This window comes from Microbacterium sp. X-17 (genome assembly GCF_039615055.1).
In genome coordinates, this window is sequence record NZ_JBDHNI010000009.1 from 61,706 (window position 1) to 80,712 (window position 19,007).

The 19,007-nt window shown below is 71.9% G+C and carries 17 protein-coding genes; 6 read left to right on the forward strand and 11 right to left on the reverse strand.

From position 1 onward, the window contains the following. Positions 1 to 63: 63 nt before the first annotated feature. The gene (locus ABCS02_RS32270; protein WP_345839815.1) at positions 64 to 606 is read right to left on the reverse strand and encodes a DUF6790 family protein; all 543 of its coding nucleotides are present in this window, start codon (positions 604 to 606) and stop codon (positions 64 to 66) included. A 74-nt stretch (positions 607 to 680) separates the two neighbouring features. On the opposite strand from ABCS02_RS32270, the gene ABCS02_RS32275 reads away from it, so the two are divergent. Then, on the forward strand, positions 681 to 2,351 hold the full coding sequence (locus ABCS02_RS32275; protein ID WP_345839816.1) for a CocE/NonD family hydrolase: 1,671 nt from the start codon (positions 681 to 683) through the stop codon (positions 2,349 to 2,351). Between the two features lie 647 nt (positions 2,352 to 2,998). Here ABCS02_RS32275 and rdgB read toward each other — a convergent pair. The 4 genes from rdgB to ABCS02_RS32295 are packed head-to-tail and all read right to left on the reverse strand — an operon-like array spanning position 2,999 to position 6,547. Continuing rightward, positions 2,999 to 3,592 (reverse strand): RdgB/HAM1 family non-canonical purine NTP pyrophosphatase, encoded by a 594-nt coding sequence (gene rdgB, locus ABCS02_RS32280; protein ID WP_345839817.1) that lies wholly within the window; start codon positions 3,590 to 3,592, stop codon positions 2,999 to 3,001. Then, positions 3,589 to 4,323 (reverse strand): ribonuclease PH, encoded by a 735-nt coding sequence (gene rph, locus ABCS02_RS32285; protein WP_345839818.1) that lies wholly within the window; start codon positions 4,321 to 4,323, stop codon positions 3,589 to 3,591. Before rph ends, rdgB begins: the two co-directional genes overlap by 4 nt. Positions 4,324 to 4,337: 14 nt before the next feature. Next, positions 4,338 to 5,162, reverse strand: coding sequence for a glutamate racemase (murI, locus tag ABCS02_RS32290; protein WP_345839819.1), 825 nt, complete (start codon positions 5,160 to 5,162; stop codon positions 4,338 to 4,340). Positions 5,163 to 5,173: 11 nt separating this feature from the next. Next, on the reverse strand, positions 5,174 to 6,547 hold the full coding sequence (locus ABCS02_RS32295; protein WP_345839820.1) for an NtaA/DmoA family FMN-dependent monooxygenase: 1,374 nt from the start codon (positions 6,545 to 6,547) through the stop codon (positions 5,174 to 5,176). A 52-nt stretch (positions 6,548 to 6,599) separates the two neighbouring features. Here ABCS02_RS32295 and ABCS02_RS32300 point away from each other — a divergent pair, with 52 nt between their 5' ends. Further along, positions 6,600 to 7,928, forward strand: a complete 1,329-nt coding sequence (locus ABCS02_RS32300) for a nicotinate phosphoribosyltransferase (RefSeq protein WP_345839821.1) — start codon at positions 6,600 to 6,602, stop codon at positions 7,926 to 7,928. A 9-nt stretch (positions 7,929 to 7,937) separates the two neighbouring features. Here ABCS02_RS32300 and ABCS02_RS32305 read toward each other — a convergent pair whose 3' ends face one another. The 4 genes from ABCS02_RS32305 to ABCS02_RS32320 form a co-directional block, all read right to left on the reverse strand. Beyond that, positions 7,938 to 8,228: a DUF3039 domain-containing protein gene (locus tag ABCS02_RS32305; RefSeq protein WP_345839822.1), complete on the reverse strand. Its 291-nt coding sequence runs from the start codon at positions 8,226 to 8,228 to the stop codon at positions 7,938 to 7,940. Between the two features lie 50 nt (positions 8,229 to 8,278). Beyond that, positions 8,279 to 9,844, reverse strand: a complete 1,566-nt coding sequence (locus ABCS02_RS32310) for a hypothetical protein (RefSeq protein WP_345839823.1) — start codon at positions 9,842 to 9,844, stop codon at positions 8,279 to 8,281. Further along, on the reverse strand, positions 9,820 to 11,151 hold the full coding sequence (locus ABCS02_RS32315; protein WP_345839824.1) for an ABC transporter ATP-binding protein: 1,332 nt from the start codon (positions 11,149 to 11,151) through the stop codon (positions 9,820 to 9,822). Before ABCS02_RS32315 ends, ABCS02_RS32310 begins: the two co-directional genes overlap by 25 nt. 125 nt (positions 11,152 to 11,276) lie before the next feature. Beyond that, a complete protein-coding gene (locus ABCS02_RS32320) occupies positions 11,277 to 12,776 on the reverse strand; it encodes a trypsin-like peptidase domain-containing protein (protein WP_345839825.1) in 1,500 nt (499 codons plus the stop codon). 100 nt (positions 12,777 to 12,876) lie between these two features. Between ABCS02_RS32320 and ABCS02_RS32325 the strand changes: the two genes are divergently transcribed. Further along, positions 12,877 to 14,091, forward strand: a complete 1,215-nt coding sequence (locus ABCS02_RS32325) for an aminotransferase class I/II-fold pyridoxal phosphate-dependent enzyme (protein WP_345839826.1) — start codon at positions 12,877 to 12,879, stop codon at positions 14,089 to 14,091. A gap of 68 nt (positions 14,092 to 14,159) precedes the next feature. On the opposite strand, the gene ABCS02_RS32330 is transcribed toward ABCS02_RS32325, so the two are convergent. Both ABCS02_RS32330 and ABCS02_RS32335 read right to left on the reverse strand, forming a co-directional pair. Then, positions 14,160 to 14,969, reverse strand: coding sequence for a carbon-nitrogen hydrolase family protein (locus tag ABCS02_RS32330; RefSeq protein ID WP_345839827.1), 810 nt, complete (start codon positions 14,967 to 14,969; stop codon positions 14,160 to 14,162). Further along, positions 14,966 to 15,472, reverse strand: coding sequence for a DUF6328 family protein (locus tag ABCS02_RS32335; protein ID WP_345839828.1), 507 nt, complete (start codon positions 15,470 to 15,472; stop codon positions 14,966 to 14,968). The genes ABCS02_RS32330 and ABCS02_RS32335 overlap by 4 nt, the downstream gene beginning before the upstream one ends. A 96-nt stretch (positions 15,473 to 15,568) precedes the next feature. Here ABCS02_RS32335 and efeU point away from each other — a divergent pair, with 96 nt between their 5' ends. From efeU to efeB, 3 genes are read left to right on the forward strand one after another with little or no spacing between them, the layout of a single operon-like run. Then, positions 15,569 to 16,429 (forward strand): iron uptake transporter permease EfeU, encoded by an 861-nt coding sequence (gene efeU / locus ABCS02_RS32340; protein ID WP_345839829.1) that lies wholly within the window; start codon positions 15,569 to 15,571, stop codon positions 16,427 to 16,429. Between the two features lie 33 nt (positions 16,430 to 16,462). Then, positions 16,463 to 17,680, forward strand: a complete 1,218-nt coding sequence (gene efeO / locus ABCS02_RS32345; protein WP_345839830.1) for an iron uptake system protein EfeO — start codon at positions 16,463 to 16,465, stop codon at positions 17,678 to 17,680. Beyond that, a complete protein-coding gene (efeB, locus tag ABCS02_RS32350) occupies positions 17,677 to 18,972 on the forward strand; it encodes an iron uptake transporter deferrochelatase/peroxidase subunit (RefSeq protein WP_345839831.1) in 1,296 nt (431 codons plus the stop codon). The genes efeO and efeB overlap by 4 nt, the downstream gene beginning before the upstream one ends. Positions 18,973 to 19,007: the final 35 nt, after the last annotated feature.

Consider the following 19,007-nt stretch of genomic DNA (forward strand, 5'->3'; position numbering starts at 1 on the left):
CAGGCTATGGGCCGACCGGGCGCCCGTGCGCCCCTTGCGCGTTCTCGGGAATGAGTCCGATTCTCACGCCGGGACGAGACGCTCCGCGCGGCGCTCCTCGACCCGCGCCAGCACGAGCAGCACGACGGCCCAGATCGGGATGAGGAGGTCCGAGTAGAGGATCGGCCCCGAGTTGGCGAAGGCCGTGTTGCCCGTCGAGACGGCCTGATAGATGTGGCCGATCCCCGCCCCGAACATGAACACGGTCGGCGGCACGGTCGCCGCGAACTTCGCCCACCATCCGGTCCGGCGCGCGAAGACGACGACACCGGCGATCCCCATGCCGAGGCTCGCGAGCGCGAGCTCGAGCTGGAACGGGCTCTGCGCCCACCCGATCTGTTCGGCCGAGAAGTCCCCGAGGAACGAGTGGAACACGAAGTTCACGAGGTTGGAGATCCCGACGCCCCACAGGACGTACCAGTCCAGAAGGGTGCGCCAGCCGTCGTGCGCGGCCCAGCGGTGCCGGACGCCCGCCACGATGAGCCCGATGACGAGCGCGATGAGGACGAGGGTCACGAAGTAGTCGCCGACGAGGAAGGTGATCACTGCTCCGATGAAGGAATCCACCCCCGAACAGTAGCGGTCCGCGACCCCGTTGCCGCGGCACGCGAGCCGGGTACTGTGTGCCAGGGAGGCACGGGATGACGGCGAGCGACAGGATCTGGCAGCGAGCCGGGAGGCGCGCCTACGCCGCCGACCGGGTGCGGCGCGCGGCGCGACCGCCGGTGATCGTGACCCCGCTCGGCGACGACGTCGAAGCCAGGATCGACGTCGAGGTGCCGGTGCGCGACGGCACGATCCTGCGCGCGAACGTCTTCCTGCCGCGCGGCGCCGGGCCGCTGCCTGCGATCGTCAGCGCGCATCCGTACGGGAAGGACGCTGTCCCGGCGAACACCCGCGACGGCCGGGGCCTGAACGTCCAGTACCATCTGCTGCGCCAGCCCACGCCGATCACGTTCTCCGACCACACGAGCTGGGAGGCCCCCGACCCCGCCGTCTGGACGGGCTTCGGCTACGCGGTCGTGAACCTCGACGTCCGCGGCGCCGGCCGGTCGGACGGATCCGGCGACCTGCTGTCCGACCAGGAGGCCGACGACATCCACGACGTCGTCGAATGGGTCGCCGCCCAGCCCTGGTGCGACGGCGGCGTCGGGATGCTCGGGGTCTCGTACCTCGCGATCTCCCAGTTCAAGACGGCGGCGACGCGGCCTCCGCACCTGCGCGCGATCGTGCCGTGGGAGGGCTTCACTGACGCCTATCGCGACCTATTCACGCCCGGCGGGGTGGAGGAGCGCGGATTCTCGCTGCTGTGGACGAACCTCGTGCGCCAGGGGATGCGGCAGACACACGACTTCGGCGCGGAGCGCGCGCAGCATCCGGTCGACGACGCGTGGTGGCGCTCGCTCGTCCCGGACCTGGAGCGCATCGAGGTGCCGATGCTGGTGTGCGGCAGCTTCTCGGACGACAACCTGCACACGCGGGGCTCGTTCCGCGCGTTCGCGCGCGCGGGCTCCGCCGAGCGGCACCTCTACACGCACCGCGGCGGGAAGTGGGCGACGTTCTACGGGGCGGATGCCGTGGCCGCGCAGCGCGCGTTCCTCGACCGGCACCTCAAGGGGGCCGCGACCGAGGTCCCGGTCGTGCGTCTGGAGGTGCGCGAGCGCGGCGACGTGGTCGCGGAGGTGCGCGAGGAGAACGAGTGGCCGTTGGCGCGGACGCAGTGGCGCACGCTCGCACTCTCCGCGGACCGGCGGCTGGTCCCGCCCGGGGACGCGGCATCCGGCTCCGTGCGATTCCGGGCGCGCCGGGCCGCGCCGGAGTTCCGGTACCGGTTCGCCGAGGACACCGAGGTCACGGGGCCGCTGTCCGTGCGTCTGCGCGCAAGCGTAGAGGGGATGGACGACGCGTCCCTGTTCGTGGGCGTTTCCAAGTGGGCGGGCGACCGGTTCATCGGGTTCGAGGGCTCGTACGGCTTCGGCCGCGACCTCGTCACGACGGGGTGGCAGCGCCTGGCGTTCCGCACGCCGCTCTCGGGCGATCCGCACGTGCCGGACCACGACCTGTCGGAGCCTCGGTTGCTCGCGCCCGGCGAGATCGCGGACGTCGAGGTCGCGCTCGGCCCCTCGGCCACCCTGTTCCGCGCGGGCGAGGAGCTCCGCCTGCACGTCTCTGGCCGGCCCCTCTCCCCCGTGAATCCGCTGTTCGGGTCCTTCCCCGCCCGCTACCGCCCGGGCCCCGACGGCTGGATCACCCTGCACCTCGGCGGCCCCACCCCCGCCGACCTGGCCCTGCCGGTTATCCCCCGCGCCTGATCCCCCGCACGCCGCAGCTCCCGCGCGCGCCTGTTTCCCGCACGCCCCCGCACGCGCGCCTCCTTCCCGCACGCGCGCCCGGCCCCCCACGCGCGCCTCTTTCCCGCACGCGCGACCGATATTCGAATAGCGCGTGCGAGGAAAAGTAGCGCGCAGAGAGCTGGCGCGCGGACCCGCCCGTGCCGGCGCGCGAACCCCGCGCAGGGCCGGGGTCCGGGGTCAGGTCCGGGCTCCGGGGCCGGGGTCCGGGCTCCGGGGCCGGGGTCCGGGCTCCGGGCTCCGGGCTCCGGGCTCCGGGGCCGGCGTCCGGGGTCCGGGGTCCGACCGACGCGAGCAGCCCCCGCCCGTGCCCCGCACAACTCCTGCACCCTGCCGGTCGGGCCCGCCTCCCGCGCCCGATCCACCTGCACAACTCCGGCACTCCGGCACTCCGCCACGCCTCCCCGCCGCACAACTCCTGCAATCTGCCCCTCGGGGGCGGCGCCACGCCGGTCCCGGCGCCGCACCCGCGCGGAGTGCAGGAGTTGTGCCGGACGGGTGCATGCGGGGACGCGCGGACTGCAGGAGTTGTGCGGGCCGGCGCGAACCGGGGACGCACGGACTGCAGGAGTTGTGCGCGGCGCTGCGCGCGCGGACGCGGCCCGGGGTCAGACCGAGGCGAGCAGCGGGGTCAGGGCACGGAAGGCGCGCGCGCGGTGGGACGCGGCGTTCTTCTCCTCGGGAGACCAGCGGCCCACGGTGCGCTCGGCGCCCGCGGGCTGGCCGTCCGGGATGAAGATCGGGTCGTAGCCGAAGCCGCCCGCACCGTCCGCGGCGAGCGCGAGCCGCCCGGGCCATACGCCCTCCACGACGTGCTCGACGCCCGACGGCAGCACCAGCGCGATCGTGGACACGAACTGCGCCGCGCGGTGCGGATCGGCGATGTCGGACAGCTGGTCGAGGAGGAGCGCGAGGTTGGCCGCGGCGTCCTTCCGGTGCCCCGCCCAGTAGGCGGAGAACACGCCGGGCGCGCCGCCGAGCACGTCCACGCGGATGCCGGAGTCGTCCGCGAGCGCGGGCAGCCCCGTGTGGGCCACCGCCGTGCGGGCCTTGATGAGCGCGTTCTCCGCGAACGTCACGCCGTCCTCGACGGGCTCCGGGCCGTCGTAGCCGACGACCTCCAGGTCGGGCCGGGTCGCCGCGACGATCGCGCCGAACTCCTCGACCTTGTGCGGATTGTGCGTCGCGAGAACGAGATTCATGCCGAAAGCGCCGCGGCCTGCAGGTCGCGCAGCTCGCCGCAGCCCGCGACCCCGAGGTCGAGGAGCGCGTCGAGCTCGCGCTTGTCGAAGGGCGCACCCTCGGCCGTCCCCTGCACCTCGACGAACAGGCCGCGCCCGGTCACGACGACGTTCATGTCGGTCTCCGCGCGCACGTCCTCGACGTACGCGAGGTCGAGCATCGGCTCCCCGTCGATGATGCCGACGGACACGGCCGAGACGGAGTCGATCAACGGGACGGAGCTCGGCGCGACGAACTTCCGCTCCCGGCCCCACGCGATCGCGTCGGCGAGCGCGACGTACGCGCCCGTGATCGCCGCGGTACGGGTGCCGCCGTCGGCCTGGAGCACGTCGCAGTCGATCACGATCGTGTTCTCGCCGAGCGCCTTCGTGTCCACGACGGCGCGCAGCGCGCGGCCGATGAGGCGCGAGATCTCGTGCGTGCGGCCGCCGATGCGGCCCTTGACGCTCTCCCGGTCGTTGCGCTCATTCGTCGCACGCGGCAGCATCGCGTACTCCGCCGTGACCCAGCCGCGGCCCTTGCCGGTGAGCCACCGCGGCACGCCGTTCGTGAACGACGCCGTGCACAGCACGCGCGTGCCGCCGAAGCTGATGAGCGCCGAGCCCTCGGCCTGTGCGCTCCACCCCCGCTCGATGGTGACGGGACGCAGCTGGTCGATCGTTCGCCCGTCGGCGCGCACGGTGTCGGTCATGTCTCTCCTCGGGATCAGGGGATGCGGGGCAGGTCGATCGCGCCGGTGTGGACGAGCCGCACGTCGCGGATCTCCCGGCCCATGAGGCGATGCGCCAGGGCGACGAAGTCTTCCGCGGAGTTGCCCGTGGCCTCGTAGCTGTGCCGGGCCTCGGCATCCGGCGCCGCCTCCAGATCGCGGCTGTGGAGCTGGCGGTAGACGTCCTTGGCGGTCTCCGTGTCGCTCGAGACGAGGCTCACGTCGGGGCCCATGACGTAGCTGATGGCGCCCTCGAGGAACGGATAGTGCGTGCAGCCGAGCACGAGCGTGTCGACACCGGCGTGCCGCAGCGGCGCGAGATAGCGCTCCGCGGTCTCGAGCACCTCGCGCGAGCCGGTGTCGCCGGCCTCGACGAACTCGACGAACCGCGGGCACGCCTGCGCGAACACCTCGAGGTTCGCGTTCACACCGAGCATGTCCTGGTACGCGCCGGAGGAGATCGTGCCCTCGGTGCCGATCACCCCCACCCGGCCGTTGCGCGTCGTCGACATCGCGGTCCGCACCGCGGGGCCGATCACCTCGACGACGGGCACGCTGTAGCGCTCGCGCGCGTCGCGGAGCATGGCGGCGGATGCCGTGTTGCAGGCGATCACGAGCATCTTGACGCCCTCGTCGACGAGCGAGTCGAGCACCTCCAGCGCGTAGCGCCGCACGTCCGCGATGGGCTTCGGCCCGTAGGGCGACCGCGCGGTGTCGCCGATGTAGAGGATCGACTCGCTCGGCATCAGCTGCGACACGGCCCGCGCCACCGTGAGCCCGCCGACCCCGGAGTCGAAGATCCCGATCGGCGCGTCATTCACGATCGCCCAGCCTACGCGTCCGGATGCCGCACCCTCGCACGGTAGGTCGCGCCGGGGTGATCGTCGCGCAGGAGGGCGCCGTCGCCGAAGAGCTTCTCCCGGAGGGTGCCCTTGGCGTACTCGGTCTGCATGAGACCGCGCTTCTGCAGCTCGGGGACGACCCCCTCGACGAAGTCGCGGAGCGCGGTCGGACGCGGGATGCCCATCACCATCACCCCTTCGACGCCGTTGTCGTAGAGCTCCTCGATGTGGTCGGCGATCCGTTCGGGCGTGCCCGCGATGATCTGGCTCGCCTCCCGCACGCGCAGCAGCTCGTCGAGCGAGGGCTTGTAGCCGGGCGGGAACGCCTGTCGCAGCGTGTCGAGGAGGGATCGGACGCCCTCGGTCGTGAGCGCGTCGATGTCCACCTCGGAACCGACCGCGGACAGGTCGAAGCCGATGTGGCTGTTCAGCTTGCCCGCGAGCCCCCGGAAACTGAGGTTCTCGGTGATCGCCGCGCTCTTCCGCCGGGCATCTTCGTCGGTCTCCCCGACCACGAGGGACAGAGCCGGCGCGAAGAGGATCGACTCCGGATCCCGGCCGTTGCTCGCCACGAGCTCCCGCATCCGCGCCACGTAGGCTCCCGCCCGCGCCGGGTCCGCGCCGTCGCCGATGAACTGGACCTCCGCGTGCCGCGCGGCGAAGTGGGAGCCGGCCTCCGACATGCCGGCCTGGAAGATGAGGGGCGACCCCTGCGGCGAGGGCTCCACCATGTGCGGGCCCTGGACGCGGTATCGCTCGCCGACGTGGTCGATCGTGTGCACCTTGGCGGCATCCACCCACCGGTTCTCCGCGATGGACCGCACGACGGCGTCCCGCTCCCACGAGCCCTCCCAGAGCGCGTACACGACCTCCATGTACTCCTCGGCCCACACGTAGCGCTCGTCGTGGTCGAGGTCGGGCAGGCCGAAGTTGCGCCACATCCCCGGGACGAAGGAGGTGACGACGTTCCACCCGACCCGGCCCGAGGTGATGTGGTCGAGGGTCGACATCCGCCGCGCGAAGTGGAAGGGATGGTCCTGGACGACCGAGGTGGTCGCGACCAGCCCGAGATCCGTCGTCTCGCGGGAGAGCGCGGCCATCAGGATCGACGGATCCATCGTGCCGAGCATCCCCTCCTCGAGCGGCACCTTCCAGTCGTCCGGGAAGTAGCCGCCTTCGCCCATCCCGTCGGCGAGCATGAGGAAGTCGAGCTTGGCCGCCTCGGCCAGCTTCGCGAGCTCCACCCAGGTCTCGATGTCGGCATAGCCACGGTTGCCCGTGGACCCCGGCATCCGCCAGGTGCCGAGGAAGTGATGACTCTGGCTGTACCTGTCGAACACGCCCGTGACGAGCCGTCGTTTCATGTGCGGAGACCTCGCTGTCCGTGCCACTTCCGCACATCCTAGGCTGAGCGGCATGACGCCGGTCTCCCCCGCGATGCTCACCGATCGTTACGAGCTGACCATGCTCGACGCCGCGCTGCGGGACGGCACGGCCGCACGGCGCTGCCTGTTCGAGGTGTTTGCCCGGCGCCTCCCCGACGGGCGCCGGTTCGGCGTCGTCGCCGGGACCGGACGGCTCCTCTCGCTCCTCCGCGACTTCCGCTTCGACGACGACGCGCTGCGCTACCTGCGCGACGAACGGGTCGTGGATGCCGCGACCGTCGACGTGCTCGCGGACTACCGCTTCCGCGGCACGATCCGCGGCTACCGCGAGGGCGAGCTCTATTTCCCCGGCTCGCCCGTCCTGACCGTGGAGGGCACGTTCGCCGACGCGGTCGTGCTGGAGACGCTCGTGCTGAGCGTGCTGAACTACGACTCCGCCGTCGCGTCGGCCGCGGCGCGCATGAGCATCGCCGCGCAGGGCCGCCCCCTCGCCGAGATGGGATCGCGACGCGCCAGCGAGCGGGCCGCGGTCGCCGCCGCCCGGGCCGCGTCCATCGCCGGCTTCGCCGCCACGAGCAACCTCGCCGCCGGGCGGGAATGGGGCATCCCGACGATGGGCACCGCGGCGCACGCGTGGGTGCTCCTGCACGATTCCGAAGAGGAGGCGTTCCGCGCCCAGGTCGCGGCGCTCGGGGTCGGCACGACCCTCCTCGTGGACACGTACGACACGGCGCGGGGCGTCGCGACCGCGATCCGCGCGGCGGGACCGGCGCTCGGCGGCGTTCGGATCGACTCCGGCGACCTTCCCCTCGTCGCGGCGCAGGTCCGCGCGCAGCTCGACGCGCTCGGCGCGACCGGGACCCGGATCACCGTGACGAGCGACCTGGACGAGTACGCGATCGGCGCGCTCGCGGCGGCGCCGGTCGACACCTACGGGGTCGGCACGGCCCTCGTGACCGGCTCCGGTGCGCCGACCGCCGGCATGGTCTACAAGATGGTGGCCCGGCAGGATGCCGCGGGATCCTGGGTTCCGGTCGCGAAGAGCTCCGCGGAGAAGGCCACGCTCGGCGGCGGGAAGGCGGCGTTCCGCGCACTGCGGGACGGCACCGCGACCCACGAGCTCATCGCCGTCTCCGCCGGGTTCGAGCCGACCGATGAGGCCGTCGAGCACCCCGGCGCCCGATCGCTCGTCGTCCCCCTCGTCGTCGAGGGTCAGACGGATACCGCGTTCGAGGGCCCCGCCGGCGTCGTCGCCGCCCGGGCCCATCACGTGATCGCCCGCGCCGAGCTCCCGCTGGCGGGCCTGGCGCTCAGTCGCGGGGAACCCGCGATCCCGACGACCTACCGCGACGCCCGGTGATCCCGCGCGTCAGGGGTTGAGCGACTCGTAGATCTCCTTGCAGGTGGGGCAGACCGGGAACTTCTCCGGATCCCGCCCCGGCGTCCACTTCTTGCCGCACAGCGCCCGCACCGGCTTGCCGGTGAGCGCCGACTCGAGGATCTTCTCTTTCTTCACGTAGTGCGAGAACCGCTCGTGATCGCCGGGCTCGACGCTCTCCTCGCGGATCAGCTCCTCGAGCTCGCGATCGAGGGTCGCGATGCCGCCCTGATCGGGGTTCTCGGAGCCCTCGCGAACGACGTGATCGATACGCGTGCTCATGGAGAGCCAGTGTAGCCGCGGGGACCGGGGCCGGGGCAGGTCCATCGGCGTCAGTTCGTCGTCGCGAACTCCATGATCTCGCTGGTGCGGCGGTCGAACTGGCGCGCGCCGATCGCGACGCCCGCGATCAGCACGGCGACGCCGATCACGAGGCCCGCGCCGAGCGCCACCGCGCCGAACCAGGCGGCGCCGGTGATCGTGAGCCACCCCAGCCAGAACGCCGGGATCGACACGACGAGGGCCCCGAGCATCACGAGCCCCTGCCCGCTCACGCCGCTCGCCCCGCTGCGCTGCGGCTGCTGGAAGGGGCTGTCGCCGGGCCGGGAGACGGCGTACGGCGCGACGGCCGACGCGATGCTGGAGAGCCCGAGCGCGCTGAGGAACAGAGAGGCGCACACCCCGGTAAGCGCGAGCGCGAGGGACCAGCGTCCGTTGATCGCCACCGCGATCGGCAGGCAGATCGCGAGGAGCGGGATGCCGATGACGAGGATCGGGACCAGCCGCCCGATCCGATCCGCGGAGCCGCGCACACCGCTCGCGACGTGGACCCACACGGCCGTCGAGTCGTACGCGAGGTCGTTGTGCGGCAGCCAACCGAGGAAGACCGCCATGATCGGCACCGGCACGAGCACCGCGTAGCCCAGCGGCACACCGGCGATGAGCAAGGGCACGATCGTGAGCGCCGCCGCGACCGGGATCACGATCACGTTCACGATGTACCGCCGATCGCGCAGCCAGTACACGAGGCTTCGGGCGGCGATCACTCCGGCCGCGTTCCCGGGCGTGACCGCGAACCAGCCGAGGCCGCCGCGCTCGCGACTGGTGATCGGGCGCTCCAGGGTCGACAGCATCCGCCCGACGACCGCGAACCACGCGATCACGAGCCCGACGACCGTGACTACGGCGACGGCCGCGCTCACCCACGCGAGGGGGCTTCCGGATGCCACGAGCCCGGGCAGCGCCCACGCCGCCCCGAACGGGGTGAGCGCGACGACCCCGACCGCCGCACGGAGGGGCTCGGGTACCTCGCCGTTCCATTCGAGCGAGGCGAGGAAGACCCCGGCCGGCAGCACGACCACGAGCAGGCCGATCACGAACACGCCGGTGAGCTCGGTCGGGCGGGCGCGGAGGACCATCGCCGTGAGCGCGAGGAAGATGCGCGCGAGCAGGACGCACGTGGCGATCGCGAGGATCACCGAGGCGAGCGCGACGATCCACGACGCGCCGGCCACGGTCCACGCGATCGCGGCGCAGACCGCGAGCGCGAGCACGCAGAGGATCGGCACGCTGACGACCCCCGCGAAGAGAGTGCTGGCCGCGAGCGCCCGCGGCGAGGGCCCGAACACGGCGAACCGGCGCGGATCGAGCGGATCGTTCGAGCCGCTGATGATCGGCGCGATCGCGAAGCCCGCCGTGATCGCGGCGCCGCCCGTGACGGTGACGACGAGCAGCGTGTCGAGGTCGGCGCGGGCGATCCAGAGGAGGGCGGCGCAGGCCCCGGCGATCGCGATGACCATGAGCACCAGGCCGATCACGACCCGCGTCGCGTGTGCGCGAGTGCCCCGCAGCGCGCCCCCGAGAAGTGCGAGCCTCAGCCGGAGAACGTGTGCAGCCACTCCAGGCCCTCCACCTCGCCGGAGCCGCCCGCGAGCTCGACGTAGCGCTCCTCGAGTGTCAGCTCGCCACGCACGTCGTCGACGGAGCCTTCCGCCAGCACCCGGCCCGAGACGAGGACCGCGACCGTGCGGCAGACCCGCTCGACGAGGTCGATGCCGTGGCTGGAGAGCACGACGGTGCCACCGTGCTCGACGTACGCGGTCAGGATGTCGAGGATCACCGAGCTGGAGACCGGGTCGACGGCCTCGAAGGGCTCATCGAGGACCAGCACGCGCGGCGAGTGGATCATCGCCCCGGCGAGCATGATCTTCTTGGTCATGCCGGCCGAGTAGTCGGATACCGGACGACCGAGCGCGTCGACCAGGTCGAATGCCCGGGCCAGATCGGCGGACCGGCTCTCCACGACCGACGCGTCGAGCCCGCGGAGCACGCCGCAGTAGTACAGCAGCTGGCGCCCGCTCAGACGGTCGAACGTGCGGAGCCGGTCGGGCAGGACGCCGATCAGTCGCTTCGCCTCGCGCGGCCGCGCCATCGCGTCGACGCCGCCGACGTGCAGCGATCCCGCATCGGGAGTGAGGAGGCCCGAGATCACGGACAGGGTCGTGGTCTTCCCCGCACCGTTCGGACCCACGAGCCCGTAGAACGAGCCCGCCGGCACCGTCAAGTCGATCCCGTCGACCGCACGCACTCCCCCGTACAGCTTCGTCAGACCCCGCACGACGATCGCCTCCGGCTGCGGCGCGGCGGCCTCCGCGACCTGCACCGCCACGAACGCCGGCTCGACGACGTCTGCGACCGCACCGTCCGCCTCCCACACGTCCGGCTCAGCGACTTCGACGACCTCCGCCACCAGCGCCACGACCTCCGCCTCCGACTCGACGACGTCGTTCTCGACGACGTCGACTTCGACCGGCGCTTCCACCGCGGGCTCCGCGATCGCCGCGGCCTCCGGCTCCACGACCGCCTCGACCTGGACCTCCGCGCCTGCGACCTCCACCTCGGTCGCCGCATCCACCTCGGTCGGCGCATCCACCTCCGCGGCTTCCTCGGGCTCAACCTCAGCCTCGGCCTCCGGCAGGGGGACGGGGAGCGGGGGCTTCGGCGGGATGACGAGGTGATCCGGCACCTGCGGCGGACGCGGCCCGCGCGACGTCGCGCGTCGCGGCGCGCGACGGGCCCGAGCGCGCGGGGCCGGCTTCCGCGCCGCCGACCCGGCCGGACGCGGCGTCACGCTCGCACGCCCGTCTCCGACCTCGTCCGGCTCGAGAGGATCCGGCTCGTCGGGAGGGGGCACTGCCACTGTCACTCCAACACGCTATCAAGCACCGACGACGTTGCCCCGGGCTCCGGTCCGGCGCGTGGTGACATCCGGGGATGAACGCCGAAGCGGCATCCCTCCGGGTGGGAAGGATGCCGCTTCGGGAGCGAGCGTTACTGCTGGAGCGTACCCAGCGTCACGTCGACCGTGTGGCTCTGACCGCCGCGGTTGTAGGTCAGCGAGGCCTTGCTGCCGGCCGCGTCGGCGCGCACCTGGGCGGTGAGGTCGACGGCGTTGGAGATCGGGACGCCGTTGAACGCCGTGACGATGTCGCCCTGCTGCAGACCGGCCGCCGCCGCGGGACCGCCCGCGGTCACCGACTGGATGTAGGCGCCCGTCGTCGTGGTGCCCTGGACGCTGGTCGCGTCCTGGACATTCGCGCCGAGAAGACCGTGCGTCGCGGTGCCGTTGGCGATGATCTCCTGCGACACGCGCTTGGCGATGTCCGACGGGATCGCGAAACCGACGCCGATGCTGCCGGACTGCCCGCTGCCGCTCGACTGGCCCGACGACGCGATCGCGACGTTGATGCCGATCAGCTTGCCCTGGTTGTTGACCAGCGCTCCACCCGAGTTGCCGGGGTTGATGGCTGCGTCGGTCTGGATGACCGCGATCTTGATCGTGCTGGTCGGCTGCTGCTGCTGCGTCTGGCCCTGACCGAAGTCGAACTGGAACGGCTGCTGGTCCTGACCACCGTTGCTGTTCGGGTCCTGGCTGCCGCTGTTCGGGGCCGCGGAGGACGCGATCTCGATCGAGCGGTTGAGGGCGCTGACGATTCCGGTGGTGACGGTGTTCGACAGGCCGAGCGGAGCGCCGATGGCGATCGTGACGTCGCCCACGTTGAGAGCGGACGAGTCGCCCCACTCCACCGGGGTCAGCCCGGACGCACCCTGCAGCTTGACCACCGCGAGGTCGTACGTCGGGTCGGTGCCGACCACCTCGGCCTTGTAGATCTTGCCGTCGGACGTCGTCACGCTGATGGTCGCGCTGCCGCTCTGCCCGTCGAGCGTCACGACGTGCGTGTTGGTCAGCACATAGCCGTCGGCGCTGAGGACGACGCCCGAACCCGTGCCGCCGGCGTTGCCGGCCGTCGCGGAGATCGTGACGACGCTCGGGAGCACCTTCGTCGCGACGGCGGTCGTGTCGTTGACCGCGTTCGGGTCGTTGACGGTCACCACGGTCGGACCCTGCGCCGCGGTCTGGGTCGTGTTGCCCCAGATGCTGAAGCCCGCGTACGCCCCGCCGACGCCGGCAGCACCGCCGACGAGCGCAGCGGCGACGAGCAGGCCGACGATGCGGCCGGCGCCGGACTTCTTCTTCGGCGGGGTGGCCGTTGCGGCGGCGGGGCCGAAGGCGGCGCCCGTCGGGTAGCCGGCGGGGCCGGTCGAGGGGCCGCCGTGCGGCGCCGCGGGGTAGCCCTGCGGTGCGGGACGGTACGGAAGGGTCGGGCCCGTCGCAGCCGGCGCGGCGTGCGACGGCTGCGGCGGGACAGGGGGAACCGGCGGGACCGGCGGGACAGCGCCCGCGGGGGCGGCCGGAGTCGGCGGGGTCACCGGCTGCTGTTCGGCACCGGCGGCCTGGGGGTCGGGCGTCGTGCCCTCGTTCTCGGTCATGGGATGCTCCTTCTGGGACAAGCAACCTCAGAGTGGCGGCCGGCCCTGTGCGTTTCCTATGCCACCAATGGGACAGCACTATGCAAGGAGCGTGCAAGTGGTGCATGACATCAGAGGCGCCTGGCGCCGCACCGCGGAGGGTGCCGGGCTCCTCTCCCCGGACGGCCTTCCGATCCCCACCATCTTCGCCGAGATGTCGGCCCTGGCGGCCCGGACGGGGGCGATCAACCTGGGCCAGGGCTACCCGGACGAGGACGGTCCCGTCGAGGTGCTGGAGGCCGCGCGCGCCGCGATCGCGCACGGCGTCAACCAGTACCCGCCGGGTCGCGGCATCCCCGACCTGCGGCTCGCGATCGCCGAGCACCGCCGTCGCTTCGCCGGAATCGACCTGGATCCCGACACCGAGGTGCTCGTGACGGTCGGCGCGACCGAGGCCCTCGCCGCGGCGCTCCTCGCCCTCGTCGACGGCCCCGAGGACGAGGTCGTCGTGTTCGAGCCGTACTACGACGCGTACGCGGCCTGTGTCGCGCTGGCCCGCGCGCGGCTCGTCACCGTCCCGCTCCCCTGGCCGGGCTTCCAGCCCGACCTCGACGCGCTGCGCGCGGCGGTGACCGACCGCACCCGCGTGATCCTCGTGAACAACCCGCACAATCCGACCGGCGCCGTCTTCGATGCGGAGGTGCTGCGTGAGATCGTGACGCTCGCCGAGCAGCACGACGCGATCATCCTGGCGGATGAGGTGTACGAGCACCTGGTGTTCGACGGGCGCCGGCACGAGTCGATCGCGACGATCGACGGCGCCGCGTCGCGGACGCTCACGGTCTCCTCCGCGGCCAAGACGTTCTCGGTGACCGGCTGGAAGATCGGCTGGATCACCGGCCCCGCGCCGCTCGTGGACGCGGTCCTGGCTGTGAAGCAGTTCCTCACGTACGTCGGGGGTGCACCCTTCCAGCCTGCGGTCGCGGTCGGACTCCGCCTCGGCGACGCGTACTTCGCCGGCATCGCCGCCGATCTCGAGGCCAAGCGCGACCTGCTCGCGACGGGACTGCGCGACCTCGGACTCGAGGTCGCGCACGCCGGCGGCTCGTACTTCACGGTCGCCGACGCCGCCCCGCTCGGAGCCCGGGATGCCGCGGACTTCTGCCGCGAGCTCGCCACCGGCGCGGGCGTCGTCGCGATCCCCCTCACGGCGTTCACGACGCCCGCGCACCGCCCGGACTACGCGACGCTCGTCCGCTTCGCCGCGTGCAAGCGCATCGACGTGCTGACCGACGCCGTTGCCCGCCTCCGCGCCTACGCCCGGTCGGCGTCCTGAGCCGCTCCGGTGTCACTCGCGCATAGTCAGCGAGCGCCGGGATCGTGCCGAGGTGACACCGGAAGGGCTCAGGGGGCCTCGCGCGGGGCGACCGCGAACCGGCGCACCTCGAGCGCGGGGTTCACCCGCCGCACGTGGTCGATCGCGTCCGGCGAGATCCACGCCACCGCGACGTCCGTCGTCGTCCCGACCGACGCGATCGGCACACCCTGCGGGTCCACGATCGTCGAGTGCCCGACCCCGAGCGGCGGCGGGTGGTCGGCCGCGGCCACGTAGATCGTGTTCTCGATCGCTCGCGCCAGGAGCAGCGTCGACCAGTGGTGCTCCTTGAGGGGCCCGCGCACCCACTCGGCTGCGACGAGGACGACGTCGGCCCCGGCGTCGACGAGCGTGCGGGGCACCTCGGGGAAGCGGAGGTCGTAGCAGGTCATGATCGCGAACGTCAGCCGTCCGATCCGGAACAGTTGCACGGCGCCCGGATCGCCCGCCTCCACCCAGTCCGACTCGCGCTGGCCGAAGGCGTCGTACAGGTGCACCTTGCGGTAGTGCGCCACCAGGCCGGTCGCGTCCACCGCGACGACCGTGTTCCGGACGCGCTTGCCATCGCCGCGCTCGAGGAGACCTGCCACGACGTGCACCCCGTGCCGCGTCGCGATCGCGGTCAGCTCCGTGACGAACGGACCGTTCAGCTCCTCCGCATGGGCTGCGAGCGTCTCGTCGAAGGGGTTGACGAAGTAGCTGGAGTACTCCGGGAACAGAACGAGTCGCGCACCCCGCGAAGCGGCGCGCGCGACCAGCCGGTCGATCTCCTCGAGGTTCCGGCGGCGGTCGGCGGTCGGCGCGAACTGCGCGACCGCGATCGGCATCTCATCGGTCATGAGAGTCCCCTCCGACGCCGATCCCACCTCGTCCGGATCCCGATGGGCACGGTGATCCAGAGCACCCCGATGAGGAGGGCGAGCACGACCCCGGCGATCCACCCCGCCGTCAGCCCGACGACGACGTCGAACACGAACGCGACCACGCCGACGATCAGGAGGGACACCGTGATGAGGGCGATCACGAGCATGATCTGGCCGTACCCGACTATCTCGGGCTTCACGTGGTGGCGGAAGGCGATGCGGTGGAGCGCGACCGGCGCGAGCGCGATGATGGCGCTCACGGCGGCCAGGACGACGAGGGTCAGGTAGAACGCGTGCTGCCCGACGGATAGGTCCGCGAACGCGGCTTGGAATGCAAGCGCGAGCAGGAAGCCGGTGAGGATCTGGGTGCCGGTTTGCAGGACCCGGAGCTCCTGCAGGAGCTCCGTCCAGTTCCGGTCCGCCCGCTGGTCGAGCGACTCGGCCCGATCCTCGGGGGCGGGCTGCGCGAGATCGGACATGCATCCCATCCTCCCGGTGCCGAGGCAGCACCGGCAACTGGTGATTGTGCTTAGGTAAGCCTTGCCTATAAGCTCACAGGTGAAGAGAAGGACAGCATGCTCGCCAATTATCTGATCGGTCTGCGCGAAGGCCTCGAGGCCGGACTCATCGTCGGCATCCTCCTCGCCTACGTGAACCGCGTCGGCCGTCGCGACGTACTCCTCAGGCTCTGGATCGGCATCGGCGTCGCGATCGCGATCGCGCTCGGCCTCGGCGCGCTCCTCACCTGGGGACCCTACGGCCTCAGCGTCCAGGCGCAGGAGGCGATCGGCGGTATCCTCTCGATCGTCGCGGTCGGGCTCGTGACCTGGATGATCTTCTGGATGGCGCTGCATGCGCGCGATCTGCGCGGCGAGCTGCACAGCCGCCTCGACGCGGCCCTGGCCGGCACCGGGATCGGCATCGTCGTGCTCGGCGTGGTCGCGGTCGGCCGCGAGAGCATCGAGACCGCGCTGTTCCTCTGGGCTGCGGCCAAGTCGGAGACCAACACCGCTCTCGGTACGATCGGCGCGGTCGGGGGCATCCTGACGGCCGTCGTGCTGGCGTACCTCGTCTACCGCGGCGCGATGCGGATCAACCTGCGAGTCTTCTTCTTCTGGACGGGGCTCTTCCTCGTCCTGGTCGCCGCCGGCGTGTTCGCGTACGGTCTCGGCGATCTGCAGGAGGCCGGCCTTCTGCCGGGCCTCGGCCAGGCCGCCTACAGCGTCTCCGGAATCATCTCGCCGACCAGCTGGTACGGCGTCATCCTGTCCGGGATCTTCAACTTCACCGCGGAGCCGACCTGGCTCCAGGTCATCGGGTGGGTCAGCTACCTCGTCGTCGTGCTCGTGCTCTTCCTCCGCGTCAGCGGGGTCGGGCGCCGGCAGCCCGAGCCCAGCCCCGCTCCCGACCGCGTCCCCTCCCCCGCCGCCCGCTGACGGCAGCCGTACCGCACATCTCCCAGGAGTCCCATGCCCTCCGTACGCCCTCTTGCTATCGTCGCCGCGGTGGCGCTCGCGACCGTCGGCCTCGCCGGCTGCGTCGCGAACACCAGCTCCAATGGCGCCATCAAGGTCTCGGTGACCGACACCGCATGCGATGTGGCGACCTCGACGGCGCCGTCCGGGGCCGTCGCCTTCACGCTCACGAACACCGGCAGCGACGTCAACGAGTTCGAGATCTTCGCTCTGGACAAACTGCGGATCGTCGGCGAGAAGGAGAACATCACGCCGGGCACGACGACGGACTACGTCGTCCAGCTCCAGCCGGGCACGTACTACACCGCCTGCAAGTTCCAGCAGGTCGGGAACCCGATCGGCGTCGCGGCTTTCACGGTGACAGGTGACGCCGTGGCCGCGCCGGCCGACCAGCAGGCGCAGATCGACCAGGCCGTGACGAACTACATCTCGTACGTGAAGTCGCAGACCGAACAGCTGGTCCCCGCGACGAAGCAGCTCGTCGCCGCGTACGAGGCGGGCGACGACGCCACCGCCCGGAAGCTGTTCCCGTCCGTCCGCGCGTACTACGAGCGGATCGAGCCGACCGCCGAGCAGTTCGGCGACCTCGACCCGAAGATCGACTTCCGCGAGGTCGACGCGGCAGCCGACGGCCTCGCCTGGACCGGCTTCCACCGCATCGAGAAGGACCTCTGGCCCCCGGCCGCCGGCACCCTGAACTCGGACGGGACCGACGCGCTCGCCGGCTGGACGCCGTCGACGCCGGCGCAGCGGACGCAGTTCGGCGACCAGCTCGTCACCGACGTGCAACAGCTCAACGACCTCGTGCACTCCGCCGACTTCGCCCTGACGATCGACCAGATCTCGAACGGCGCCATCAGCCTCCTCGACGAGGTCGCGAAGAACAAGATCACGGGCGAGGAGGACTGGTGGTCGCACACCGACCTCGCCGACTTCGCCGCCAACGTGCAGGGCGCGGAGGTCGCCTACGAGAACGTCCGCGACCTCGCTGCCGCGCAAGGCGACGCGGGCTCGCAGCTCGTGACCGAGATCAACGCGCAGTTCGCCGCGCTCGACGCGCTCCTGGCGAAGTACGGCAGCGCCGACGCGGGCTACACGCCCTACGACCAGGTGACCGACGCGCAGCGCAAGGAACTGTCCGACCAGGTCAACGCCCTCGCCGAGCCGCTGTCGCAGCTCACGCACACCGTCCTGGGAGTGTCCGCCGGATGAGCGAGACGCCGGAGGATATCCCGACCTCTCCGCCGAGCGGCTTCAGCCGCCGGGATCTGCTGGGCCTTCTCGGCGCGGGCGCCGCGGGGATCGCCGTCGGCACCGCGGCGGGGCTGGGCATCGCCGCCGCGAACGCCTCCTCGCCGGCGGGCACGGCGCCGAGCGGCTCGCGGAGGTACCCCTTCTCCGGGACGCACCAGAGCGGCATCCTGACCCCCGTGCAGGATCGCCTGCACTTCGCGGCGTTCGACATGTCGACCACCGCGACGCGCGACCAGCTCGTGTCCCTCCTGAAGGACTGGAGCGCCGCCGCGGCCCTCATGGTGCAGGGCCAGGAGATCGGCGCGACGGGGGCGACGGGCGGCCCTGCGACCCTGCCGCCGGCCGACACCGGCGAGGCCATCGGGCTGCCGGCATCCGGTCTCACGATCACGTTCGGTCTCGGCCCCGCACTGTTCGACGCGGGCCGCTTCGGACTGGAGGGTTCGCGGCCGCAGCTGTTGCAGGCGCTCCCCCGATTCCGCGGCGACGCGCTGCTCGCCCAGTACACGGGCGGCGACCTGTGCGTCCAGGCGTGCGCCGACGACCCCCAGGTTGCCGTGCACGCGATCCGGAACCTCTCGCGCATCGCGTTCGGCCGCGCGTCCCTGCGCTGGTCGCAGCTCGGCTTCGGGCGCACCTCCTCCACCTCGACCACCCAGGTGACGGCGCGGAACCTCATGGGGTTCAAGGACGGCACCGCGAACCTGAAATCCGAGGATGCGGCGACGGCGGATGCCGTGTGGGTCACGGCGGCCGACGACCCCGGGGCCGCGTGGCTCGAGGGCGGGAGCTACCTCGTCGCGCGGCGCATCCGCATGCTCATCGAGGCCTGGGACCGGGCGCAGCTCGGCGATCAGGAGAACACGATCGGCCGCGACAAGGCCCAGGGCGCGCCGCTGAGCGGCGGCACCGAGTTCACGGCGATCGACCTGTCCGCGACGGGTCCCTCCGGGGCGGCGCTCGTCCCGAAGGATGCCCACGTGCGCCTCGCCCATCCGACGATGAACGGCGGTGCGCAGCTCCTCCGCCGCGGCTACAACTTCGTCGACGGCAACGATGATCTGGGCCGCCTCGACGCGGGCCTGTTCTTCCTCTCCTACCAGCGCTCGCCGGAGCAGTTCATCCGCGTGCAGACGAGCCTCTCGACCGACGCGCTCAACGAGTACATCAAGCATGTCGGCTCCGGGATTTGGGCCGTTCCGCCCGGTGCCTCGGCCGGCGGCTGGGTCGGCGAGACGCTCTTCGCGTGAGCAGCGGAGTTCGTACCTTCTCAGATCCGTGCTAA

Bases quoted from the DNA above. Each gene is read 5' to 3' on its own strand.
- efeB (WP_345839831.1), top strand. From the start codon at position 17,677: ATGAGCGAGACGCCGGAGGATATCCCGACCTCTCCGCCGAGCGGCTTC.
- ABCS02_RS32320 (WP_345839825.1), bottom strand. From the start codon at position 12,776: ATGACCGAGAACGAGGGCACGACGCCCGACCCCCAGGCCGCCGGTGCC.
- ABCS02_RS32300 (WP_345839821.1), top strand. From the start codon at position 6,600: ATGACGCCGGTCTCCCCCGCGATGCTCACCGATCGTTACGAGCTGACC.
- rph (WP_345839818.1), bottom strand. From the start codon at position 4,323: ATGACCGACACCGTGCGCGCCGACGGGCGAACGATCGACCAGCTGCGT.
- efeU (WP_345839829.1), top strand. From the start codon at position 15,569: ATGCTCGCCAATTATCTGATCGGTCTGCGCGAAGGCCTCGAGGCCGGA.
- ABCS02_RS32295 (WP_345839820.1), bottom strand. From the start codon at position 6,547: ATGAAACGACGGCTCGTCACGGGCGTGTTCGACAGGTACAGCCAGAGT.
- rdgB (WP_345839817.1), bottom strand. From the start codon at position 3,592: ATGAATCTCGTTCTCGCGACGCACAATCCGCACAAGGTCGAGGAGTTC.
- efeO (WP_345839830.1), top strand. From the start codon at position 16,463: ATGCCCTCCGTACGCCCTCTTGCTATCGTCGCCGCGGTGGCGCTCGCG.
- ABCS02_RS32330 (WP_345839827.1), bottom strand. From the start codon at position 14,969: ATGACCGATGAGATGCCGATCGCGGTCGCGCAGTTCGCGCCGACCGCC.
- ABCS02_RS32335 (WP_345839828.1), bottom strand. From the start codon at position 15,472: ATGTCCGATCTCGCGCAGCCCGCCCCCGAGGATCGGGCCGAGTCGCTC.
- ABCS02_RS32275 (WP_345839816.1), top strand. From the start codon at position 681: ATGACGGCGAGCGACAGGATCTGGCAGCGAGCCGGGAGGCGCGCCTAC.
- ABCS02_RS32305 (WP_345839822.1), bottom strand. From the start codon at position 8,228: ATGAGCACGCGTATCGATCACGTCGTTCGCGAGGGCTCCGAGAACCCC.